This is a genomic window from Caballeronia sp. BCC1704 (assembly GCF_902833455.1).
In the GTDB taxonomy this organism is placed as follows: Bacteria; Pseudomonadota; Gammaproteobacteria; order Burkholderiales; family Burkholderiaceae; genus Caballeronia.
On the sequence record NZ_CADFFT010000001.1, the window covers coordinates 768,211 to 789,014 of the forward strand.

At 64.7% G+C, this 20,804-nt stretch carries 19 protein-coding genes; 9 read left to right on the forward strand and 10 right to left on the reverse strand.

The features are described from left to right. Positions 1 to 11: 11 nt before the first annotated feature. From secD to queA, 4 genes are all read right to left on the reverse strand, one after another. Positions 12 to 2,090, reverse strand: coding sequence for a protein translocase subunit SecD (gene secD, locus HWX53_RS03645; protein WP_175939474.1), 2,079 nt, complete (start codon positions 2,088 to 2,090; stop codon positions 12 to 14). A 131-nt stretch (positions 2,091 to 2,221) separates the two neighbouring features. Beyond that, a complete protein-coding gene (gene yajC / locus HWX53_RS03650) occupies positions 2,222 to 2,551 on the reverse strand; it encodes a preprotein translocase subunit YajC (RefSeq protein ID WP_159835259.1) in 330 nt (109 codons plus the stop codon). A gap of 206 nt (positions 2,552 to 2,757) precedes the next feature. Continuing rightward, complete coding sequence (gene tgt, locus HWX53_RS03655) at positions 2,758 to 3,918, reverse strand: tRNA guanosine(34) transglycosylase Tgt (protein WP_175939475.1); 1,161 nt, start codon at positions 3,916 to 3,918, stop codon at positions 2,758 to 2,760. 49 nt (positions 3,919 to 3,967) lie between these two features. Continuing rightward, entirely contained in the window at positions 3,968 to 5,011 is a 1,044-nt protein-coding gene (gene queA, locus HWX53_RS03660) for a tRNA preQ1(34) S-adenosylmethionine ribosyltransferase-isomerase QueA (RefSeq protein ID WP_175939476.1), read from the reverse strand. A 79-nt stretch (positions 5,012 to 5,090) separates the two neighbouring features. On the opposite strand from queA, the gene recG reads away from it, so the two are divergent. The 8 genes from recG to HWX53_RS03700 all read left to right on the forward strand — a co-directional run bounded on the left by recG (position 5,091) and on the right by HWX53_RS03700 (position 12,849). Beyond that, positions 5,091 to 7,289, forward strand: coding sequence for an ATP-dependent DNA helicase RecG (recG, locus tag HWX53_RS03665; protein WP_175939477.1), 2,199 nt, complete (start codon positions 5,091 to 5,093; stop codon positions 7,287 to 7,289). Between the two features lie 162 nt (positions 7,290 to 7,451). After that, complete coding sequence (locus HWX53_RS03670; protein ID WP_175939478.1) at positions 7,452 to 8,411, forward strand: hydrogen peroxide-inducible genes activator; 960 nt, start codon at positions 7,452 to 7,454, stop codon at positions 8,409 to 8,411. Positions 8,412 to 8,589: 178 nt separating this feature from the next. Continuing rightward, positions 8,590 to 8,961, forward strand: a complete 372-nt coding sequence (locus tag HWX53_RS03675; protein WP_175939479.1) for a DUF805 domain-containing protein — start codon at positions 8,590 to 8,592, stop codon at positions 8,959 to 8,961. A gap of 301 nt (positions 8,962 to 9,262) precedes the next feature. Beyond that, complete coding sequence (locus tag HWX53_RS03680) at positions 9,263 to 10,753, forward strand: catalase (protein ID WP_175939480.1); 1,491 nt, start codon at positions 9,263 to 9,265, stop codon at positions 10,751 to 10,753. 53 nt (positions 10,754 to 10,806) lie between these two features. After that, positions 10,807 to 10,971 (forward strand): hypothetical protein, encoded by a 165-nt coding sequence (locus HWX53_RS03685; RefSeq protein ID WP_175939481.1) that lies wholly within the window; start codon positions 10,807 to 10,809, stop codon positions 10,969 to 10,971. A 163-nt stretch (positions 10,972 to 11,134) separates the two neighbouring features. Beyond that, a complete protein-coding gene (locus HWX53_RS03690) occupies positions 11,135 to 11,623 on the forward strand; it encodes a Dps family protein (protein ID WP_175939482.1) in 489 nt (162 codons plus the stop codon). Between the two features lie 116 nt (positions 11,624 to 11,739). Beyond that, positions 11,740 to 12,600 carry a 4-hydroxybenzoate octaprenyltransferase gene (gene ubiA / locus HWX53_RS03695; protein WP_175939483.1) on the forward strand — a complete coding sequence of 287 codons (861 nt, stop codon included), beginning with the start codon at positions 11,740 to 11,742 and terminating at the stop codon, positions 12,598 to 12,600. A gap of 27 nt (positions 12,601 to 12,627) precedes the next feature. Continuing rightward, a complete protein-coding gene (locus HWX53_RS03700) occupies positions 12,628 to 12,849 on the forward strand; it encodes a hypothetical protein (protein ID WP_175939484.1) in 222 nt (73 codons plus the stop codon). 38 nt (positions 12,850 to 12,887) lie between these two features. Here the strand turns inward: HWX53_RS03700 and proC are convergent, their stop codons facing one another. The 6 genes from proC to HWX53_RS03730 form a co-directional block, all read right to left on the reverse strand. Next, complete coding sequence (gene proC, locus HWX53_RS03705) at positions 12,888 to 13,700, reverse strand: pyrroline-5-carboxylate reductase (RefSeq protein ID WP_175939485.1); 813 nt, start codon at positions 13,698 to 13,700, stop codon at positions 12,888 to 12,890. 15 nt (positions 13,701 to 13,715) lie between these two features. Further along, positions 13,716 to 14,411, reverse strand: a complete 696-nt coding sequence (locus HWX53_RS03710; RefSeq protein ID WP_175939486.1) for a YggS family pyridoxal phosphate-dependent enzyme — start codon at positions 14,409 to 14,411, stop codon at positions 13,716 to 13,718. A 45-nt stretch (positions 14,412 to 14,456) separates the two neighbouring features. Further along, positions 14,457 to 15,683: a glycolate oxidase subunit GlcF gene (gene glcF / locus HWX53_RS03715; RefSeq protein WP_175939487.1), complete on the reverse strand. Its 1,227-nt coding sequence runs from the start codon at positions 15,681 to 15,683 to the stop codon at positions 14,457 to 14,459. Positions 15,684 to 15,702: 19 nt separating this feature from the next. Then, the gene (glcE, locus tag HWX53_RS03720; protein WP_175939488.1) at positions 15,703 to 16,791 is read right to left on the reverse strand and encodes a glycolate oxidase subunit GlcE; all 1,089 of its coding nucleotides are present in this window, start codon (positions 16,789 to 16,791) and stop codon (positions 15,703 to 15,705) included. 132 nt (positions 16,792 to 16,923) lie between these two features. Further along, the gene (locus HWX53_RS03725; RefSeq protein ID WP_241269821.1) at positions 16,924 to 18,489 is read right to left on the reverse strand and encodes an FAD-linked oxidase C-terminal domain-containing protein; all 1,566 of its coding nucleotides are present in this window, start codon (positions 18,487 to 18,489) and stop codon (positions 16,924 to 16,926) included. Between the two features lie 122 nt (positions 18,490 to 18,611). Further along, the gene (locus tag HWX53_RS03730; protein WP_175939489.1) at positions 18,612 to 20,027 is read right to left on the reverse strand and encodes an FAD-linked oxidase C-terminal domain-containing protein; all 1,416 of its coding nucleotides are present in this window, start codon (positions 20,025 to 20,027) and stop codon (positions 18,612 to 18,614) included. 201 nt (positions 20,028 to 20,228) lie between these two features. Here HWX53_RS03730 and HWX53_RS03735 point away from each other — a divergent pair, with 201 nt between their 5' ends. After that, positions 20,229 to 20,783 carry a cob(I)yrinic acid a,c-diamide adenosyltransferase gene (locus tag HWX53_RS03735; RefSeq protein WP_175939490.1) on the forward strand — a complete coding sequence of 185 codons (555 nt, stop codon included), beginning with the start codon at positions 20,229 to 20,231 and terminating at the stop codon, positions 20,781 to 20,783. Positions 20,784 to 20,804 lie beyond the last annotated feature (21 nt).

Sequence of the window (20,804 nt, forward strand, 5' to 3'; positions counted from 1 at the left end):
TTCTCCGGGGCTCAGGGCTTAACGGACTGGCCCGGTTTCTGTTGATCGATGCCGGGGCCCGAGCGGCGGCGCACGGTCGGCTTGCCGGTGCGCGGGGCCGTCTGAGCGCTCGCGCGCGGCGCGGCGGCGGCGCGCGCCTTGGCCTTGCTGCGGGCGGCAGGCACGCCTTCCTCGGCGACCGCTTCGTCGCCCTGCTGCGCCGCGAGATATGCCGCAGCGGCCGATTCGGCGCTCGCGCCTTCCGGACGCCACACTTGGCCGATCGCCAGCGACTTCAGCTTCTTCTTGCCGCCGTACCACAGGTTCACGAGACCGCGCGAGAAGAACACGGCCGAGAACATCGACGTCAGAATGCCGATACAGTGCACGACCGCGAAGCCGCGCACCGGACCCGAGCCGAACGCAAGCAGCGCGAGACCGGCAATCAGCGTGGTGACGTTCGAATCGAGAATCGTCGCCCAGGCGTGCTTGAAGCCTTCCTGAATCGCGGTCTGCGGCGGCGCGCCGTTGCGCAGTTCTTCGCGGATACGTTCGTTGATCAGCACGTTCGCGTCGATCGCCATACCGAGCGCGAGCGCGATAGCGGCAATGCCCGGCAGCGTCAGCGTGGCCTGCAGCATCGAGAGAATCGCGACGAGCAGCAGCAGGTTCACGGACAGCGAGAGCATCGAGATCAGGCCGAACAGCAGGTAATACACGATCATGAAGACGGCGATCGCGGCGAAACCGTACGTGACCGAATCGAAGCCCTTCTTGATGTTGTCCGCGCCGAGGCTCGGGCCGACCGTGCGTTCCTCGATGATGTCCATCGGCGCCGCGAGCGAGCCGGCGCGCAGGAGCAGCGCGAGGTCGGTGGCGGCTTGCGGCGTCGGCTGGCCGGTAATCTGGAAGCGGTCGCCGAGTTCGGACTGGATGGTCGCGACCGTCAGCACTTCGCCCTTGCCCTTTTCGAACAGCACCATGGCCATCGGCTTGCCGATGTTGTCGCGCGAAACCGCGCCCACCGCGCGCCCGCCGGCCGAATCCAGACGGATGTTCACGGACGGGCGCTGATGATCGTCGAAGCCGGCGGACGCGTCGATGATGCGGTCGCCCGTGAAAATCACCTGCTTGCGCAGAAACACGGTGCGGTCGCCTTGCTTGAACGCCTCGTCGCCGGGAGGAACGGGATCGTTCGGGCCCGAGGCGTATGTGTTCACCGGGTCGGCGAGGCGCGCTTCGAGCGTCGCGGTGCGGCCGATGATGTCCTTCGCTTTCGCCGTGTCCTGCACGCCCGGCAGCTCGACCACGATGCGGTCCGCGCCCTGTTGCTGAATCACCGGCTCCGCGACGCCGAGCTCGTTCACGCGGTTATGCAGCGTCGTGATGTTCTGCTTGAGCGCGCCGTCTTCCACGGTCTTCTGCGTGCCCGCCGAGAACGTGCCGACCACCTGAACGCCGTCGCCGCTCTGGCGCGTCGTCCATTGCAACTCGGAAACGCCCGTGGAAAGCAGGTTGCGCGCGTTGTCCGCGACCGCCTGATCCGAGAAATTCACGACGACCGATTGCCCCACGCGATTCACGCCGCCATCGCGAATGTTGCGATCGCGCAGATAAGTGCGGGCGTCGGCTGCGTCGGAATCGAGCTTCTTGTTCAGCGCGCCGGCCATGTCCACCTGAAGCAGGAAGTGCACGCCGCCGCGCAAGTCGAGACCGAGGTACATCGGCAGCGCGTGCAGGGCCGTCAGCCAGCGCGGCGAGGCACTCTGCAGATTCAGCGCGACGATGTATTGCGGATCGGTCGGGTCGCTGTTAAGCGTTTTGGTCAGCAGGTCCTTCACGCGCAACTGCGTGTCGGTGTCCTTCAGGCGCACGCGAATGTTCGCGTTGGTCTGCGAATTGTCGAACGTGACTTCGTCCGCCGTGATGTGGCTCGCGGCGAGCGCGCCTTCCACATTTGCGAGCGTGGACGAATCCAGCTTGACGGTCGCCTTGCCGCTCGACACCTGCACGGCGGGCGCTTCGCCGAAGAAATTGGGGAGCGTGTACACGAGACCGATGACGAGCGCCACCAGCATCACGACATACTTCCAAAGGGGATAACGATTCATGGGGATGGCCGAACAGAAAGTTGGCTTCGGGGGAGAGGGCGTCCGGCGTTATGCGCGACGAGCCGGTTGAGTGACTCGTGTGACTCGGAGGGCTCGGAGCGAGGCCGCGCCGGACGCGAAAGAATCTGGCCTTACAGCGACTTGATGGTGCCCTTGGGGAGAATAGTCGTGACGGAGGCCTTCTGCACGGTGATTTCCGTGCCTTCGGCGATTTCGACGCCGACATACGCTTCCGACACCTTCGTCACCTTGCCGACGATACCGCCGTTGGTCACCACTTCGTCGCCCTTGGCCATGGCGGCCAGCATGTTGCGATGCTCCTTCTGACGCTTCATCTGCGGACGAATCATGATGAAATACAGCACCGCGAACATCAGGATCAGGGGCAGGAAGCTCATCAGGCTCGATTCCGCGCTGCCCGCGGTGGCGCCTTGTGCAAAGGCATTCGAAATGAACGACACGTTGGTCTCTCCGTTATACGTCGAAAATACGTCGAAATTGCGATTCAAAAACCGGCTTGGAAATTAGCCCGACATTCTACCACTCGCCCATGCCGGCAAGACGCCGGAATGCGCTTTGGCATCAAGCCGTTAGGCCCGCGCGCGGGCCGTTCGGGCGAGCGTTAGAAAGGTAATTGTAATGCGAGCGGCGCAACGGCTGGCGTAAGTTAGTCGACCCCGCGCGCCCGGTTTTCCGCGAAGGTCTTGCGGAGCGCCTCGAAGCTGTGATTTTCGATCGACTCGCGCACTTCGCCGATCAATTGCAGGTAGTAGTGCAGGTTGTGGATGGTGTTCAACTGCGCGCCGAGAATTTCGCCCACGCGATGCAAATGATGCAGATACGCCCGCGTGAAGTTGCGGCACGTGTAGCAGCCGCAGCTTTCGTCGAGCGGTTTCATCGAATTCTTGTGCGTCGCGTTCTTGATCTTCAGATCACCGAAACGCGTGAAAAGCCAGCCGTTGCGTGCATTGCGCGTGGGCATCACGCAATCGAACATGTCGACGCCCGCCGCCACGCCCGCCACGAGATCCTCCGGCGTGCCGACGCCCATCAGGTAATGCGGCTTGTCGGCAGGCAGTTTCGGCCCGATGTGGTTCAGGACGCGCATCATGTCTTCCTTCGGCTCGCCGACCGACAGCCCGCCGATCGCAAAACCGTGAAAGCCGATGTCCGCGAGTCCGGCCAGCGATTCGTCGCGCAGGTCTTCGAACATGCCGCCCTGCACGATGCCGAACAGCGCATTCGGATTGTCGAGCCCCCTGAATTCGTCGATGGAACGCTTCGCCCAGCGCATCGACATGCGCATCGAATCGGCGGCTTCCTGGTGCGAGGTCGGCACGCCGTTGGTCGCGTACGGCGTGCATTCGTCGAACTGCATGACGATGTCCGAGTTCAGCACCTTCTGGATCTGCATCGACACTTCGGGCGACAGGAACAGCCGGTCGCCGTTGATCGGCGACGCGAACGTGACGCCATCTTCGGTGATCTTGCGCAGATCACCGAGCGAAAACACCTGGAAGCCGCCGGAATCGGTGAGAATAGGCCGGTCCCAGCCCATGAAGCGATGCAGCCCGCCGTGCGCGCCGATCGTCTCCAGTCCCGGGCGCAGCCAAAGGTGAAACGTGTTGCCGAGGATGATCTGCGCGCGGATTTCTTCGAGTTCGCGCGGCTGGATCGCCTTCACGGTGCCGTACGTGCCGACCGGCATGAAAATCGGCGTTTCGATGACGCCGTGATTGAGCGTGAGGCGGCCGCGGCGCGCCTGGCCGTCGGTCGTCAGCAGTTCGAACTTGAGGCCGTTGTCCGGCGGGGTGTGATTCTCGGTCATGTAGGTTCCTGTGCTACCGGAGAACAGTCCGGCGCGTCGGGTTGAAAAATTAGGCGCGCGTGAGCAGCATCGCGTCGCCGTAGCTGAAAAAGCGGTAACGCGCCTCGATCGCGTGACGGTACGCCTCGCGGATCGTCTCCATGCCGGCGAACGCGGAGACGAGCATCATCAGCGTCGATTTCGGCAGATGGAAGTTGGTGATCAGCCGGTCGACGATGCGGAATTCGTAGCCCGGCGTGATGAAGATGTCGGTTTCCGCGCTGGTCGCGGCGAGCGGGCGGCCGGCCTCGGCGGCGTCGCGGGCGGCGGCTTCGAGCGCGCGCATCGAGGTAGTGCCGACGGCGATCACGCGATTGCCGCGCGCCTTCACGGCCGCGATGCGATCCACGAGCGACTGCGGCAGCGCGTACCACTCGCTATGCATCTTGTGCTCGGCGATGTTGTCGACGCGCACCGGCTGGAACGTGCCCGCGCCGACGTGCAGCGTGAGCGTCGCGCGTTCGACGCCGCGCGCATCCAGCCGGGCAAAGAGCGCGTCGTCGAAATGGAGGCCCGCCGTGGGCGCGGCCACCGCGCCGGGATTCGCGGCATAAACGGTCTGGTAGCGCGATTCGTCGTAGGCGTCGGCGTCGTGCTCAATGTACGGCGGCAGCGGCAAGCGCCCGTATTGCTCGATGAGCGTCAGGCAATCGGCCGGAAAATGCAGCGTGTAGAACGGCTCGACGCGCTCGCCGACGGTCACGTCGAATGCGTCCGCGAGCTTGATCGTGCTGCCCGCCGTCGGACTCTTGCTCGCGCGGATCTGGGCGAGCGCCGTGGTCGCGCCGGTCAGGCGCTCGATCAGCACTTCCACGCGGCCGCCACTGGCCTTCTGGCCGAAGAACCGCGCCTTCAGGACTTTGGTATCGTTGAAGACGAGCAGGTCGCCCGGCTGAATCAAGTCGGGCAGTTCGGAAAAGCGCCGGTCGACGAGCGTGGCCGGCGAGGCGCGGTTGTCCACTTCGAGCAGGCGGCTCGCGCTGCGCTCGGCGAGCGCGCTCTGCGCGATCAGCTCGGGCGGCAGATTAAAATCGAAATCGGAAAGCGTGAACATGGCTTGAAGTCGTGCGAACGAAGCTGAAACAAGGCACCAGCGCCGAACAAACCTCACATTGTACTTGCGAAGAGATTAGATGCCCTTGTCCGACCGTCGCCTGTCATCCCCGGCCGATGCGCTTTCCAGCGCCGAACCTGGCGCCGCGCTCGCAGCCGCGCCGGCGGCCAAGCGCGCCAAAGCCGGCGACGACGCGGCGAAGAAGGCAAAGCCCGTCGTCAAGACGGCGGACAAGCTCGCGAAGCTCGGCCTCAAGTCGGACATCGACCTGGTCCTGCATCTGCCGATGCGCTACGAGGACGAAACCTCGCTCACGCCGATCGCAGAACTGATTCCCGGCGACATCGCGCAGACGGAAGGCATCGTGTTCGACAACGAGATTGCCTATCGGCCGCGAAGGCAGTTGCTCGTCAAGATTCACGACGACGCCGGCGACGAACTCACGCTGCGTTTTCTCAACTTCTACGGCTCGCAAGTCAAGCAAATGGCGATCGGCACGCGGCTGCGCGTGCGCGGCGACGTGCGAGGCGGCTTCTTCGGGCTGGAGATGGTGCATCCGGCGGTGCGCCCGGTCGATGGCGATACGCCGCTGCCGCAGGCGCTCACGCCCGTTTATCCGTCGACGGCGGGCATCTCGCAGGCGTATCTGCGCAAGGCCATCGACAACGCGCTCACCCGCGTCTCGTTGCCGGAGCTATTGCCGGACCCGGTGGCGCGCGCCCATCTCGCGCCGCTGAATCTGCCGGGCCTGCTCGACGCGGTGAAGACGCTGCATCATCCGCGGGCGGATTCGGACGAAACCGCGCTCATCGACGGCACGCATCCGGCGTGGACGCGCATCAAGTTCGAGGAATTGCTCGCGCAGCAGCTATCGCTCAAGCGCGCGCACGCCGAGCGCCGCACGCGCGCCGCGCCCGCGATGCCGCGCCGGACCGCCAGCGATGCCGATTCGCTGGTCGCGCGTCTGTTGCATGCGCTGCCGTTCAGGCTGACCGGTGCGCAGGAGCGCGTGGTCGCGGAAATCGCGGGCGAACTGACGCTCGCGCATCCGATGCAGCGTCTGCTTCAGGGCGATGTCGGCAGCGGCAAGACCATCGTGGCGGCGCTCGCGGCGGCGCAGGCCATCGACGCTGGTTATCAGGCCGCGCTGATGGCGCCGACCGAAATCCTCGCCGAACAGCACGCGCGCAAGCTGCGCGGCTGGCTGGAGCCGCTCGGCGTGTCGGTGGCGTGGCTCGCCGGCAGTCTGAAGGCGAAGGAAAAGCGCGCCGCGAGCGAGGCGGCGGCGCTCGGGACGGCGCAACTCGTTATCGGCACGCACGCGATCATTCAGGACACCGTGGAATTCGCGCGTCTCGGCCTCGTGATCGTGGACGAGCAGCATCGCTTCGGCGTTGCGCAACGGCTCGCGTTGCGCGCGAAGGCGCAGAACGCGTCCGACGGCGCGCGCGACTTCCAGCCGCATCAACTGATGATGTCCGCGACGCCCATTCCCCGCACGCTCGCGATGACGTACTACGCCGACCTCGACGTATCCACCATCGACGAATTGCCGCCGGGCCGCACGCCGATTCTCACCAAAGTCGTGTCGGACGGCCGGCGCGACGAAATCATCGGCCGCGTGCGCGAGGCGGCGCTGACCGGGCGGCAGGTCTACTGGGTGTGCCCGCTGATCGAGGAAAGCGAGACCTTGCAGTTGCAGACGGCCGTCGAGACGTACGAGACGCTCGTTGCCGCGCTGCCCGAACTGCGCGTCGGGCTGGTTCACGGGCGGCTCGCGCCTGCCGAGAAAGCCGCGGTCATGGACGCCTTTTCGCGCAACGAAGTGCAGTTGCTCGTCGCGACCACCGTGATCGAAGTCGGCGTCGACGTCCCGAACGCGTCGCTGATGGTGATCGAGCACGCCGAGCGCTTCGGCCTTGCGCAGTTGCATCAGTTGCGCGGGCGCGTGGGGCGGGGCAGCGCGGCGTCCGTGTGCGTGCTGATGTATTCGAATCCGCTCTCGCAGACGGCGCGCGCTCGTTTGCAGACGATGCGCGAAACCACCGACGGCTTCGAGATCGCGCGCCGCGATCTGGAAATACGCGGTCCCGGCGAGTTTTTGGGCGCGCGTCAGTCGGGCGAGGCCATGCTGCGCTTCGCGAGCCTGGAACAGGACGGCTGGCTGATCGAGCCTGCGCGCGAGGCGGCCCAACAGATGCTCGACGCGTTCCCTGAGGCCGTCGAGCGGCATCTCGCGCGATGGCTCGGCGCACGCGAGCAGTATCTGAAGGCATAGGCCGCGAACTTGCCGGCGTTTCGTCGGTCCCTATTTGATTCGCGAGTGATTCCCGAGTGATTCGCGGTCATCCGCGCGCGCCGGATATCGACGAGTTGTCGAACCGGCATTCGCGGGTGTATAACTCAAACCTATTGAACCCATGTCTTCCATTGGTCCCCAATGACGCTCACTGAATTGAAGTACATCGTCGCGGTGGCGCGCGAGCGGCACTTCGGCCGCGCCGCCGAGGCATGCTTCGTCAGCCAGCCGACGCTGTCGGTGGCAATCAAGAAGCTCGAAGACGAGCTGAACGTGCAGATCTTCGAGCGCGGCACGAGCGAGGTCAGCGTCACGCCGATCGGCGAGCAGATCGTCACGCAGGCGCAGCGCGTGCTCGAACAGACGCTCGCCATCAAGGAAATCGCCAAGCAGGGCAAGGATCCGCTCGTCGGGCCGCTGCGTCTGGGCGTCATCTACACCATCGGGCCGTATCTGCTGCCGACGCTCGTCAAGCAGATGATCAAATCCGTCCCGCAGATGCCGCTGATGCTGCAGGAGAACTACACGCTCAAGCTGATCGAGCTTCTGAAGCAAGGCGAGATCGACGTCGCGATCATGGCGCTGCCGTTTCCCGAAACGGGGCTGATGGTGCGCGCGCTCTACGACGAGCCGTTCGTCGTCGCGATGCCTTCCGGCCACGCGTGGGAGAACCGCAGCAAGATCGACCCGGACGATCTGAAGCAGGAAACCATGCTGCTGCTCGGCAGCGGTCATTGCTTCCGCGATCATGTGCTCGGCGTCTGTCCGGAACTGATGCGCTTCTCGCAAAACGCCGACGGCATTCAGAAGACGTTCGAAGGTTCCTCGCTGGAAACGATCCGGCATATGGTCGCGAGCGGCGTCGGCATCACGGTGCTGCCGCGCATGTCGGTCATGGAAGTGAAGCCGCACGCGCCGGGCATCGACTCCGGCCTGCTCAGTTACGTTCCGTTCGACGAACCGGTGCCGGACCGGCGCGTGGTCCTCGCTTGGCGAAAGAGTTTCACGCGGATGCCGGCAATCGACGCCATCTCCGATGCCATCGCCGCTTGCGATTTGCCGGGCGTTAAAAAGCTGGATATGCCGGTGGCGGTGAATTAAACCGCTCCGGCTTTGTGATTGATTCGAACCGCGCTCTCGAAAGAGGCGCGGTTTTTTATTGCGGCTTTGTAGTTTTTGGTTGCTTTCCACTTTCTCGATAAATATGCACTACGCCGCGCTCTAAAATCCCGCTCCCGGCGCGGCACGTCCGCCGCGCAACGTAGGAATCGAGAAACATATGGACTTCTTTGATGCAATTCGCGTAGCGCTATTCGAGAAATACGCCACGTTTAACGGTCGCGCATCGCGCTCGGAATACTGGTTTTTTCAACTCCTTTCGCTGGTGATTGCGATCGTCGCCACCGTCCTTTCCGAAACGAAAAACGATTCGCCGATTGCCGTTTGGACGATGTGCATTATTGGTTTTGCACTACTCCTGCCGGGTCTCGCTGTCACGGTTCGCCGGCTGCATGATACGGACCGCTCCGGATGGTTCTATCTGATCGCGTGCGTTCCCCTTGTCGGCAGCATTCTGCTGCTGTTCTGGAGTTGCGAGCGCGGCACGCCAGGCGTGAACCGCTACGGCTCCGACCCTCTCGGCAACAGTTGACGCGTCGACGGCGCGTTGCGTCGTCCTCCCTCCGCATCACCCGCCTATCACATAAATAAAATTAATCGAATAGAGCTATTCGATAGTTTTGATAAGCTCTGTTCCCAGAGAGCCACTCGGCTCAGACAAGACACGAGGAACAGAGCGATGACACCCCGCCAGCCCGCCGCATCCCGCGCCGCTTCGGCAGCAACGCCGTGGTCCGAACTGCGCGCCGTCGCGCTCGACGTCCTCGCCGCCTTCGCCCGCACTGCGTGACGCCTTCTTCATCCCAAGCCAACACAAACCACGGAGTATCACGATGACGACCCAACGACTCACCACCGCCAGCGGCGCGCCCGTAGGAGACAACCAGAACTCGCAGACCGCCGGCCCGCGCGGCCCCGTGACGTTGCAGGACTTCTGGCTCATCGAGAAGCTCGCGCACTTCGATCGCGAAGTGATTCCCGAGCGCCGCGTGCATGCGAAGGGCTCGGGGGCGTTCGGCACGTTGCGCGTGACGCACGACATTTCCCGCTACACGAAGGCGAAGCTCTTCAACGAAATCGGCAAGGAAACGCCTATTTTCATGCGCTTTTCCACGGTGGCCGGCGAGCGCGGCGCGGCCGATGCCGAGCGCGACGTGCGCGGCTTCTCCATCAAGTTCTACACGGAAGAGGGCAACTGGGACGTGGTCGGCAATAACACGCCGGTGTTTTTCATTCGTGATCCGCTCAAGTTTCCCGACTTCATCCATACGCAAAAGCGCGATCCGTACACCAACCTGCGCAGCAACGTGGCGGCGTGGGACTTCTGGTCGCGTCATCCGGAATCGCTGCATCAGGTGACCATTTTGATGAGCGATCGCGGCATTCCGAAGAATTATCGGCAGATGCACGGCTTCGGTTCGCACACCTTCTCGTTCATCAACGCGAATAACGAGCGCTTCTACGTGAAGTTCCACTTCAAGTCGCAGCAGCCGCTCGAAAACTTCACGGATGCGGAAGCGGCCGCCGTGATCGCCGCCGACCGCGAAAGCGCGCAGCGCGATCTGGTCGAGAATATCGACCGGGGCAACTTCCCGCGCTGGAATTTCCGCGTGCAGATCATGCCGGAAGCGGACGCGGCGACGTACCGCTTCAATCCGTTCGACATCACGAAGGTGTGGCCGCACAAGGACTATCCGCTCATCGATGTCGGCGTGATCGAGCTGAACCGCAACGCGCAGAACTACTTCGCGGAGGTCGAGCAGTCGGCCTTCACGCCGGCGAACGTCGTGCCGGGCATCGGCTTTTCGCCGGACCGGCTGTTGCAGGGGCGGCTTTTCTCGTACGGCGACACCCAACGCTACCGCCTCGGCATCAATCACCATCAGATTCCGGTGAACGCGCCGCGCACGCCGGTAGCGAATCCGTTCCATCGCGATGGCGGCATGCGCGTCGACGGCAATCTCGGCGGCCGCGTGAACTACGAGCCGAACCGCTTCGGCGACTTCGCGCAGGACGCGAGCGTCAACGAGCCGCCGCTCGCGGCGGGCGCGGTCGATCGCTACGACCATCGCGAGGACGAGGACTACTACAGCCAGCCGGGCGCGCTCTTCCGCCTGTTCGATGACGGGCAGCGCGAGCGTCTCTTCGGCAACATCGCGCGGCACATTCACGGCGTGCCGAACGAGATCGTCGCGCGGCAGATCGAGCATTTCCGCCGCGCTGATCCGGCCTATGCGCAAGGCGTCGTCGATGCGCTCGCCCGCATCGGGCAGCGGGTCGATGTGCAGAAGGACATCGACGAGGAAGATACGGCCGCTGTGTGACTCGCGTGAAAGGCGCGGCGGCAACGGTCGAACGGGAAAGCAGGAGCAAGATCATGACCCAGACACTGAACATCATCGGCCAGGCGGTGGATCGCCTGGAAGCGACGAGCCGCCGGGCAACGCGCGGTGCGCGCGTCGCAGTTGCTTTCGGAATCGTGGCGGCGGCGTACGGACTCGTCGTCGCGAGCGCGCTTCACGGCGCGGGCGGGTTCGCCTGAGACCATCTGGAGCGCAGGCATGCGGCATAGGCTTCCAAGCCTTGCCGCACAAGGAAACCGCCGCGTTTCTAAGATACACTGTCGATCGCTCGAAACGCCGCGCGCCGAAACAATGCGTCACGCGCGGCGCACCACGTTCGAATCACTCTTTCACGGAGTCATCATGGCGAAAAAAGGCATCGCACCTGCCGTCAACATCGGCATCAACGACAAAGATCGCAAGCGGATCGCCGACGGGCTGTCCCGGCTGCTCGCGGACACCTACACGCTCTACCTGAAGACGCACAATTTCCACTGGAACGTCACGGGGCCGATGTTCAACACGCTGCACCTGATGTTCGAGACGCAATACACGGAACTGGCCACGGCCGTCGATTCGATCGCGGAACGCATTCGCGCCCTCGGCGTGCACGCGCCGGGCAGCTATCGCGACTTCGCGAAGCTCTCGTCGATTCCGGAAGCCGAAGGCGTGCCCGACGCCGAAGACATGATCCGCCAACTGGTGGAAGGTCAGGAAGCGGTGGTGCGCACGGCGCGCGAGATTTTCCCGGCGACCGAAGCCGCCAACGACGAGCCGACCGCCGACCTGCTGACGCAGCGCATGCAGACGCATGAAAAGACCGCGTGGATGCTGCGCTCGATGCTCGCGTAAAGCGGTTCTCTTGTCCGTTTAGAAAACCCGTGCGATGTACTGCACGGGTTTTTGCTTTTCAGAACGGCGCGCAGCGCTGGACTAAAATATCTGCTCTTCCGTTCCGGCCGCCTTCCATGCTCGCCCGTCTCCCGCTCTATATGCGCCTCGTGCGCCTGGACAAGCCCATCGGCAGCCTGCTGCTCTTGTGGCCGACGCTCAACGCGTTATGGATCGCGTCGGATGGCCGGCCATCGCTGATGCTGATCGTGATCTTCGCAATCGGCACGCTTCTGATGCGCTCGGCGGGCTGCGCGATCAACGATTACGCGGACCGCGACTTCGACCGCTACGTGAAGCGCACCGCCGAGCGGCCAATCACGTCGGGCAAGATTCGCGCGTGGGAAGCGGTGGTGCTGGCGGCAGCGCTGTCGCTCGTCGCGTTCCTGCTGATTCTGCCGCTCAACGTGCTCACGAAGGAACTGTCGGTCTTCGCGCTGTTCGTCGCGGGCACGTATCCGTTCACCAAGCGATTCTTCGCGATCCCGCAGGCGTATCTGGGCATCGCGTTCGGCTTCGGCATTCCGATGGCGTTCGCCGCCGTGCAGGATCATGTGCCGATGCTCGCGTGGATCATGCTCGCGGCCAACGTGTTCTGGTCGGTTGCTTACGACACCGAATACGCGATGGTCGATCGCGACGACGACATCAAGATCGGCATTCGCACGTCCGCGCTCACGTTCGGCCGGTACGACGTGCTCGCCGTGATGCTGTGCTACGCCGCGACGCTCGCGGTGTATGCGGGCATCGGCGTCACGCTGCACTTCGGCTGGCCGTACTGGCTCGGCTGGCTGGGCGCGGCCGGCTGCGCGGCGTATCACTACATGCTTATCCGAAACCGCGAGCGCATGGCGTGCTTCGCCGCGTTCAAGCACAACAATTGGCTGGGCGGCGCGTTGTTCGCAGGGATTGCGCTTCAGTACGCGCTGGCAGGCTGAGCTTGCGCGGCGCGTGGCGATTCATTGATGCTCGATCGTGTCGATTTCATCGAGCTCGACATGGAAGGCAATCGGACTGGACGTGCGTCGGGGCGCGAAGGAAACCATCGAGCGGTGCGCGCCCGTCATGCTCGCCGAAGTGCTCATGAACGACGAGAAAATCATCCGGACGTTTTGCTCGCGTTGAACGCACATGACCCGCTGTTGCGGCATATCGCGCAGCGCGGCGACAGGCTTTTCATCGAATAACCCGCGCGCGCCACGTCGCATCTGCGCGTTCGAGCCGTTCAAGCCGCGCCGAATTCATCGCCCATTTCTTTGGCCCGCGCTTCCGCCGCCAGCGCGCCGCGCACGATCGCGTCCTTCACGCCTTGCGCATCGAACGAGGCGAGCGCGGCCGCCGTCGTGCCGCCCTTCGATGTCACGCGCTCGCGCAGCACGCTCGCCGGTTCGCTTGACTGCGCCGCGAGTTGCGCCGCGCCCGTGAACGTCGCGACCGCGAGCGCGCGGCCTTGCTCTTCGTCCATGCCGAGCGCGCGCGCCGCTTCCTGCATCGCTTCGATGAAATAGAACACGTACGCCGGACCGCTGCCGGAGATGGCGGTGACTGCGTCGATCTTCGCTTCGTCGTCGAACCAGACGGTCGTGCCGACCGCTTCCAGCACTTGCGATGCAAGCGCCTTCGCCTCGTCGCTCACGCCCGGCAATGCAGCGAGCCCCGTTACGCCCATGCCGATGAGCGCGGGCGTGTTCGGCATGGTGCGCACCACGTGCGCGTAGCCGCCGAGCCACCGCGAGAGGTCCGCCGCGCGGATGCCCGCCGCGATGCTGATGACCGTCTGCCGCGCGAGATGCGGCGCGAGCGCCTCGGCGACGCCTTTGAGCACCTGCGGCTTCACCGCGAGCAGGATGGCGTCGTAGCCGGCGAGCTTCGCGTCGATGGCCGCGCCCGTCTCGATGCCGAATTGCTTCGCGGTGCGCGCGCGCGCTTCCTCGTTGATGTCGATGGCGTAGATATCCGCGGGCGCGACGCCGCGCTTGAGGAGACCGCCGATGAGCGCCGCGGCCATGTTGCCGCCGCCGATGAATGCGATTTTCATGGTGAGAGTGATGAGTCAGTGGGTGTAAGTGCGCGTGCCGAAAATCGCGGTGCCGATGCGTACCATCGTCGAGCCTTCGAGCACGGCGGCTTCGAGATCGGCGGACATGCCCATCGACAGCGTGTCGAGTTCGAGGCCGTCGGCGCGCAACGCATCCATCAATTCGCGCAGGCGCGCGTGCGGGGCGCGCTGGGCGTCGAGCGTGTCGGCGGGCTCGGGAATCGACATCAGCCCGCGCAGACGCAGGCCGGGCAGCGCCGCCACCGCATGCGCGAGCGCCGCGGCGTCATGCGGCTCGACGCCGCTCTTGGATGCCTCTCCGCTCACGTTCACCTGCACGCACACGTTGAGCGGCGTCGCGCCTTCGGGACGCTGCGCGGAAAGGCGTTCCGCGATCTTCAGGCGGTCGATGGAATGCACCCAGTCAAACTGCTCCGCGACGAGCTTCGTCTTGTTCGATTGCAGCGGCCCGATGAAATGCCATTCGATCTTGCTGCGCAAGTCTGCGAGCGCGGCGATCTTCGCGATGCCTTCCTGCACGTAGTTCTCGCCGAACGCGCGCTGGCCGGCATCGAAGGCGGCGCGCACGTCGTCGGCGGGGAAGGTCTTGGATACGGCGAGCAGCTTGACGGACGCCGGATCGCGCGACGCGCCTTGGGCGGCCTGCGCGATCCGTTGACGAACTTCTTCTAGATGTTGAGCGATGGACATGCGCGAGCGACATTCATGGCGGATCGGGCCATTATACGAATCCGCCTAGCCGTACAGCAGATGCTCCAGAAGCTGAATCCAGTGCGTTACCGGCGTGGACGTGCCGCTTTGCAGATGCGCGATGCAGCCGACGTTCGCCGACACGATCATCTGCGGCTCGGTCTTTTCCAGCCGGTCGAGCTTCTGGTTGCGCAGCGCGTAAGCCATCTTCGGTTGCAGCACCGAATACGTTCCGGCCGATCCGCAGCACATGTGCGCGTCCGCGGGCAGGCGCACTTCGAGACCGAGCGCCGTCAGAAGATGCTCGACGCGCCCGCGGATCTGCTGCCCGTGCTGCAACGTGCACGGCGGATGAAACGCGACCGTATGCACCGCCCGCCGCCGCGCCAGCGCCACGAGTTCTTCCTCGAACGCCGGCAGAATCTCGGCCAGATCGCGCGTCAATTCGACGATGCGCCGCGCCTTGTCCGCGTACAGCGGATCGTTGCGCAGCAGGTGCGCGTACTCCTTGACCGTCGCGCCGCAGCCCGACGCGTTCATCACGATCGCCTCGACGCCGCTTTCGACATACGGCCACCACGCGTCGATGTTGTTGCGCACGTCGTCGAGCGCGTCGTCGTTATAGCCGAGATGCAGACGAATCGCGCCGCAGCAGCCGGCGCCCGGCGCGGTCACGATTTCGATGCCGAGCGCATCGAACACGCGCGCCGTCGCCGTGTTGACGTTCGGCATCATCGCGGGCTGCACGCAGCCGGCGAGCATCAGCATCTTGCGCGCGTGCTTGCGCGTGGGCGGCGCGAGCGGCTTCTCGGGCACCGGAATCTTCGAGCGCAGCTTGCGCGGAAGCACGCCGCGCACTTGCTGCCCGAGCTTCATCGCGGGCGTGAAAAGCGTGCTATTCGGCAGGAAGCTCGCGAGAAAGCGGCGCTGGATGCGCTGACGCATCGGCCGCTCGACTTTCTGTTCGACGACCTTGCGCCCGATCTCGACGAGCTTGCCGTACTGCACGCCCGACGGGCACGTGGTCTCGCAGTTGCGGCACGTGAGGCAGCGGTCCAGATGCGTCTGCGTGCTGCGCGTGGCGGGCGCGCCCTCGAACATCTGCTTCATCAGATAGATGCGTCCGCGCGGTCCGTCGAGTTCGTCGCCGAGCAGTTGATACGTCGGGCAAGTCGCCGTGCAGAAGCCGCAGTGGACGCACTTGCGGAGAATCGCGTCGGCTTCGTCGCCATCGGCGGTGCCGCGGATGAAATCGGCGAGATTGGTTTGCATTGCGTGTTGCTCGGTTCGCCTAAAAATCGGGATAAAGCCGGGCGCGGTTGAAGATGCGCGCCGGATCGAACGCGGCCTTCAACCCGCGATGAATCTTCATGAGCGGCGCGGGCAGCGGCGTGAAGACGCCCGCGTTGCGGTCATAGGCGGAGCCTGCGCGAAAGATCGTCGCGTGGCCGCCGGCCTGCTTCGCGCTGATGCGCACGGTCTGCGGATCGGTGTCGGTGATCCACCAGCGTTGCGCGCCGCCCCATTCCATGAGTTGCGCGCCCGGCAGATGCAGCGGCTCCGCAATCGACGGCAACGCGAGCCGCCAGAGCGCCGAGCGCGGTTCGATCACGGCGAAGAACGGGTCCGTCTGTTCGCGCAGGCCGACCCAGAAGCGGTCGGCCTCGACCGCATCCACCACTTCGCCGCCGAGCGAATTGCGCGCGGTCTTCACGGCCGCTTCCGCGCCCGCGAGACGCAGCGCGAGCGTGCCGTCGCGCCACGCGCTGCCGCTGATCGGCAACGGATGGCCGCCCCATTCATTGAGCTTGCGCACGCCGTCGGTGGCGTGCATGTCGAATTTGAGCGTGGCTTCGGCGACGGGTCGCGGCAGCACCTTCACCGATAATTCGAGAATCAGCCCGAGCGTGCCAAGCGATCCCGCGAGCAGCCGCGCGACGTCGTAGCCCGCGACGTTCTTCACCACTTGCCCGCCGAAGCGCAGCACCTGCCCGCGTCCGTTCATCACGGCCGCGCCAAGCACGAAATCGCGCGCCGCGCCGGTCCACGCGCGGCGCGGTCCGGCAAGACCTGCCGCGATGCAGCCGCCGAGCGTCGCATTGCGCCCGAAGTGAGGAGGCTCGAAAGGCAGCATCTGGCCATGTTCTCTTAACGCAGCCTCGATTTCAGCAAGGGGCGTTCCGCTTTTCGCGGTAATGACCAGTTCCGCCGGATCGTACGAAATGATCCCGCGATAGGCGCGCGTGTCGAGAATCTCTCCCTGGAGCGTCTGGCCGTACCAGTCTTTCGTGCCGCCGCCGCGAATGCGCAGCGGCGCGCCGGTCTCGCTGGCCCGGGCGATCCGCTCCGACCAGGCGGCGACGATGTCGTCCTGTTCCATGGTGTCCCGCTCTTGTAATCCGCTTTTCGTATGGCTTGCGCTACGCCTGTCCGGTCGATTGTACCGGCCGCTTAACGCAGCCGTACCCGGACAAACGTGGATAGCGAAACGCGCGGCGAGCGCGGCGGCCGATCAGAAGCGCGGCAGTTCGGGATGCGGCAGGAGGCCGCCGCGAATATGCATCTTGCCGTACTCGGCGCAGCGCGCGCGCGTGGGAATCGCCTTGTCGGGGTTGAGCAGGCGCAGCGGATCGAACGCGCGCTTGACCGCGTGAAACGCGTCGCGCTCTTCCGGCGAAAACTGCACGCACATCGAATTGATCTTCTCGATGCCCACGCCATGTTCGCCCGTCACCGTGCCGCCCAGTTCCACGCACGTTTCGAGAATGTCGGAACCGAACGCTTCCGCGCGATGCCATTCGTCGAGATCGTTGCCGTTGAAGAGAATCAGCGGATGCATGTTGCCGTCGCCCGCATGGAACACGTTGATGCAGCGAAGCGCGTATTTCTTCTCCATCTCTTCGATGCGCGCGAGCAGCGGCCCGATGGCGCGGCGCGGCACCGTGCCGTCCATGCAGTAATAGTCGGGCGAAATGCGGCCTGCGGCGGGAAACGCGTTCTTGCGGCCGGACCAGAACTTGAGCCGCTCGGCTTCCGAACGCGAGATCTGGATGCGCGTCGCGCCATGCTCGCGCAGCACGGCGGTCATGCGCACGATTTCCTCGGCGACCTCGTCGTAGGTGCCGTCGGATTCGCACAGCAGAATGGCGGCTGCGTCGAGATCGTAGCCGGCCTTGACGAACTCCTCGACCGCGCGCGTCGCGGGCTTGTCCATCATTTCGAGGCCCGCCGGGATGATGCCCGCCGCGATGATCGCCGCGACCGCGTTGCCGCCTTTCACCACGTCGTCGAAGCTCGCCATGATGACCTGCGCCGTCTGTGGCTTCGGAATCAGCTTGACGGTGACTTCGGTGACGACGGCGAACATGCCTTCGCTGCCGATCAGCACCGCGAGCAGATCCAGCCCCGGCGCATCCGGCGCGAGCGAGCCGAATTCGACGATATCGCCTTCCATCGTCACGGCGCGCACGCGCAGCACGTTATGCACGGTGAGGCCGTATTTCAGGCAGTGCACGCCGCCCGAATTTTCGGAGACATTTCCGCCGATGGTGCACGCGATCTGCGACGACGGGTCCGGCGCGTAGTACAGCCCGTAAGGCGCGGCGGCTTCCGAAATGGCGAGGTTGCGCACGCCGGGCTGCACGGTGGCCGTGCGCGCGTACGAATCCACTTCGATGATGCGCCGAAAGCGCGCGAGCGAGAGCACGATGCCGTGGCGAATCGGCATCGCCCCGCCGGAAAGCCCGGTGCCCGCGCCGCGCGGCACGATCGGCACGCCGAGCCGCGCGCAGATCTGCACGACGCGCTGCACCTGCGCTTCCGTCTCGGGCAGCACGACTGCGAGCGGCAGACGCCGGTAGGCGGCGAGACCGTCGCATTCGTAGACGGACGTGTCCTCGTCGCGAAACAGCAGGCAATGCGTGGGCAGCACGGCCATCAGCGCCTGCACGACTTCGCGCTGACGCTCGGCGAGTTGTTCTTCCGTGAGCGCGGGCGCGTCCTCGTGCGGCAGATTCGGCGAGAATTCCGGCGCGGCGGCGTCGGAGAACTCGGGCTTGAGTTCGTCGGGTGCGTTCATGTCTCCTCCCGGCGCCTGAACATGACGGCGCGTGTTCGATAAAAGTCTCTGACGCGGCGACACCCCATGTTGCGCGCTCGTGGCTTCTTCGTCCACCGGGCGCGCGGGATGCGGCGGCGCGGTTAGCGCGTGAACGCGAAGATCTTGCCCGGATTCATCAGGTTCCTCGGATCGAGCGCGTGCTTGATGGACCGCATCACGTCGATGCCGTCTTCGCCGTGCTCGTCGAGCATGAAGTCCATCTTGTGCAGCCCGACGCCGTGCTCGCCCGTGCACGTTCCGCCGACTTTCAGCGCGCGCTCCACGATGCGCCGGTTCAGGCGCTCGGCTTCGTCGCGTTCCTCGGGCTTCGCGGGATCGAGCAGCATCGCGACGTGGAAATTGCCGTCGCCGACGTGTCCGACGATCGGGCAGGGCAGCGACGAGCCGAGCAGGTCCTTCTCCGTCTCTTCGACGCATTCGGCCAGACGCGAGATCGGCACGCAGACGTCAGTCGTCACGGCGCGGCAGCCGGGCTTCAGTTGCAGCATCGCGAAATAGGCGTTGTGGCGCGCGGTCCACAGGCGGCTGCGGTCTTCGGGACGCGTCGCCCATTCGAAGTCCGTGCCGTGGTTCTGCGCCGTGATCTCCTGCACGGTCTGCGCCTGTTCCTTCACGCCCGCTTCGGTGCCGTGGAATTCGAAGAACAGCATCGGCGACTCGCGCAGCGTCAGATTCGAATGTCGATTGATGGCGCGCACCGCCAGCTTGTCGACGAACTCGACGCGGGCGATCGGCACGCCCATCTGGATCGTTTCGATGACGGCGCGCACGGCGTCGCCCATCGACGGGAACGCGCAGACGGCCGCCGAGATGGCTTCAGGCTGCGGATACAGCCGCACCGTGATTTCGGTGATGACGCCGAGCGTGCCTTCGGAGCCGACGAAAAGCCGCGTCAGGTCGTAACCCGCCGACGATTTACGCGCGCGCGTGCCGGTATGGATGACGCGGCCGTCGGCCAGCACGACGGTCAGCGCGAGGACGTTTTCGCGCATGGAGCCGTAGCGGACGGCGTTGGTGCCCGAGGCGCGCGTCGCCGACATGCCGCCGATGCTCGCGTCCGCGCCGGGATCGATCGGAAAGAAGAGGCCGGTGTCCTTCAGCGCTTCGTTCAACTGCTTGCGGGAAATGCCGGGCTGCACGGTGGCGGTGAGGTCTTCCGCGTTGATCGAGACGACGCTGTTCATCTCCGACAGGTCGATGGACACGCCGCCTTGAACGGCGAGCAGATGCCCTTCGAGCGACGATCCGTTGCCGTACGGGATGATCGGCACGTCGTGCTCGGCGCACAGCCGGACGATGGCCTGGACCTCTTCCGTGCTGCGCGCAAAGACGACGGCGTCAGGCAATTGCGGATCGAACGGGGATTCGTCGCGGCCGTGATGTTCGCGCACGGCCTGGCTCGTGCTGACGCGCTCGGCGAAGTGTTGCTTGAGCGCGTCGAGCAGGGCGGCGGGAAACGGCCGGCGGATGGCATGCGGCAAGGCGGGGTGGTTCACGGGCGTCTCCGGCGGATTTTTGTCGATTTCGTGCTTCGGGCGGCATGCGTGCTGTTTGTCGGTTGCACGGCAGGGCGCCGTCCTATTTTACGCGCGGGACGCTCGCGGCGCGCGGCGTCGCAGGGTAAGCGAGGGGCGCTGCCTATAATGCTTCGGCGGCTTTTCGGCGCACTTTGGATTCTGGATGACACAGGAGCAGTGATGGGTAACCGCCTCAGCAAGATCGCGACGCGCACCGGCGACGATGGCACCACCGGACTTGGCGATGGCCGCCGCGTTTCGAAAGACGATGCGCGCATTGCGGCGATCGGCGATGTCGATGAATTGAATTCTTCGTTGGGCGTGTTGCTGTGCGAGGCTTTACCGCCGGATGTGCGTAATGCGCTCACGCAGATTCAGAACGATTTGTTCGATCTGGGCGGCGAATTGTCGATTCCGGGGCATTCGATGATTTCGGACTCGCATTTAGCGCGGCTGGATGCGTGGCTCGCGGATTACAACTCGACTTTGCCGCCGCTTAAGGAATTCATTTTGCCGGGCGGGTCGAGAGCGGCGGCTTTGGCGCATGTTTGTCGGACGGTGTGTCGAAGGGCTGAGCGGACGATTATTGCTTTAGGGCGGGTCGAAGCCGATGTGCTTAATGACGCGCCTAGAAGGTATGTTAATCGGTTGTCAGATTTGTTGTTTGTGTTGGCGCGCGTTTTGAATCGAGTGGATGGCGGGCAAGATATTCTCTGGAATCACGCGCGAGATTGAGATCGCACGAGCAAAGGCGGC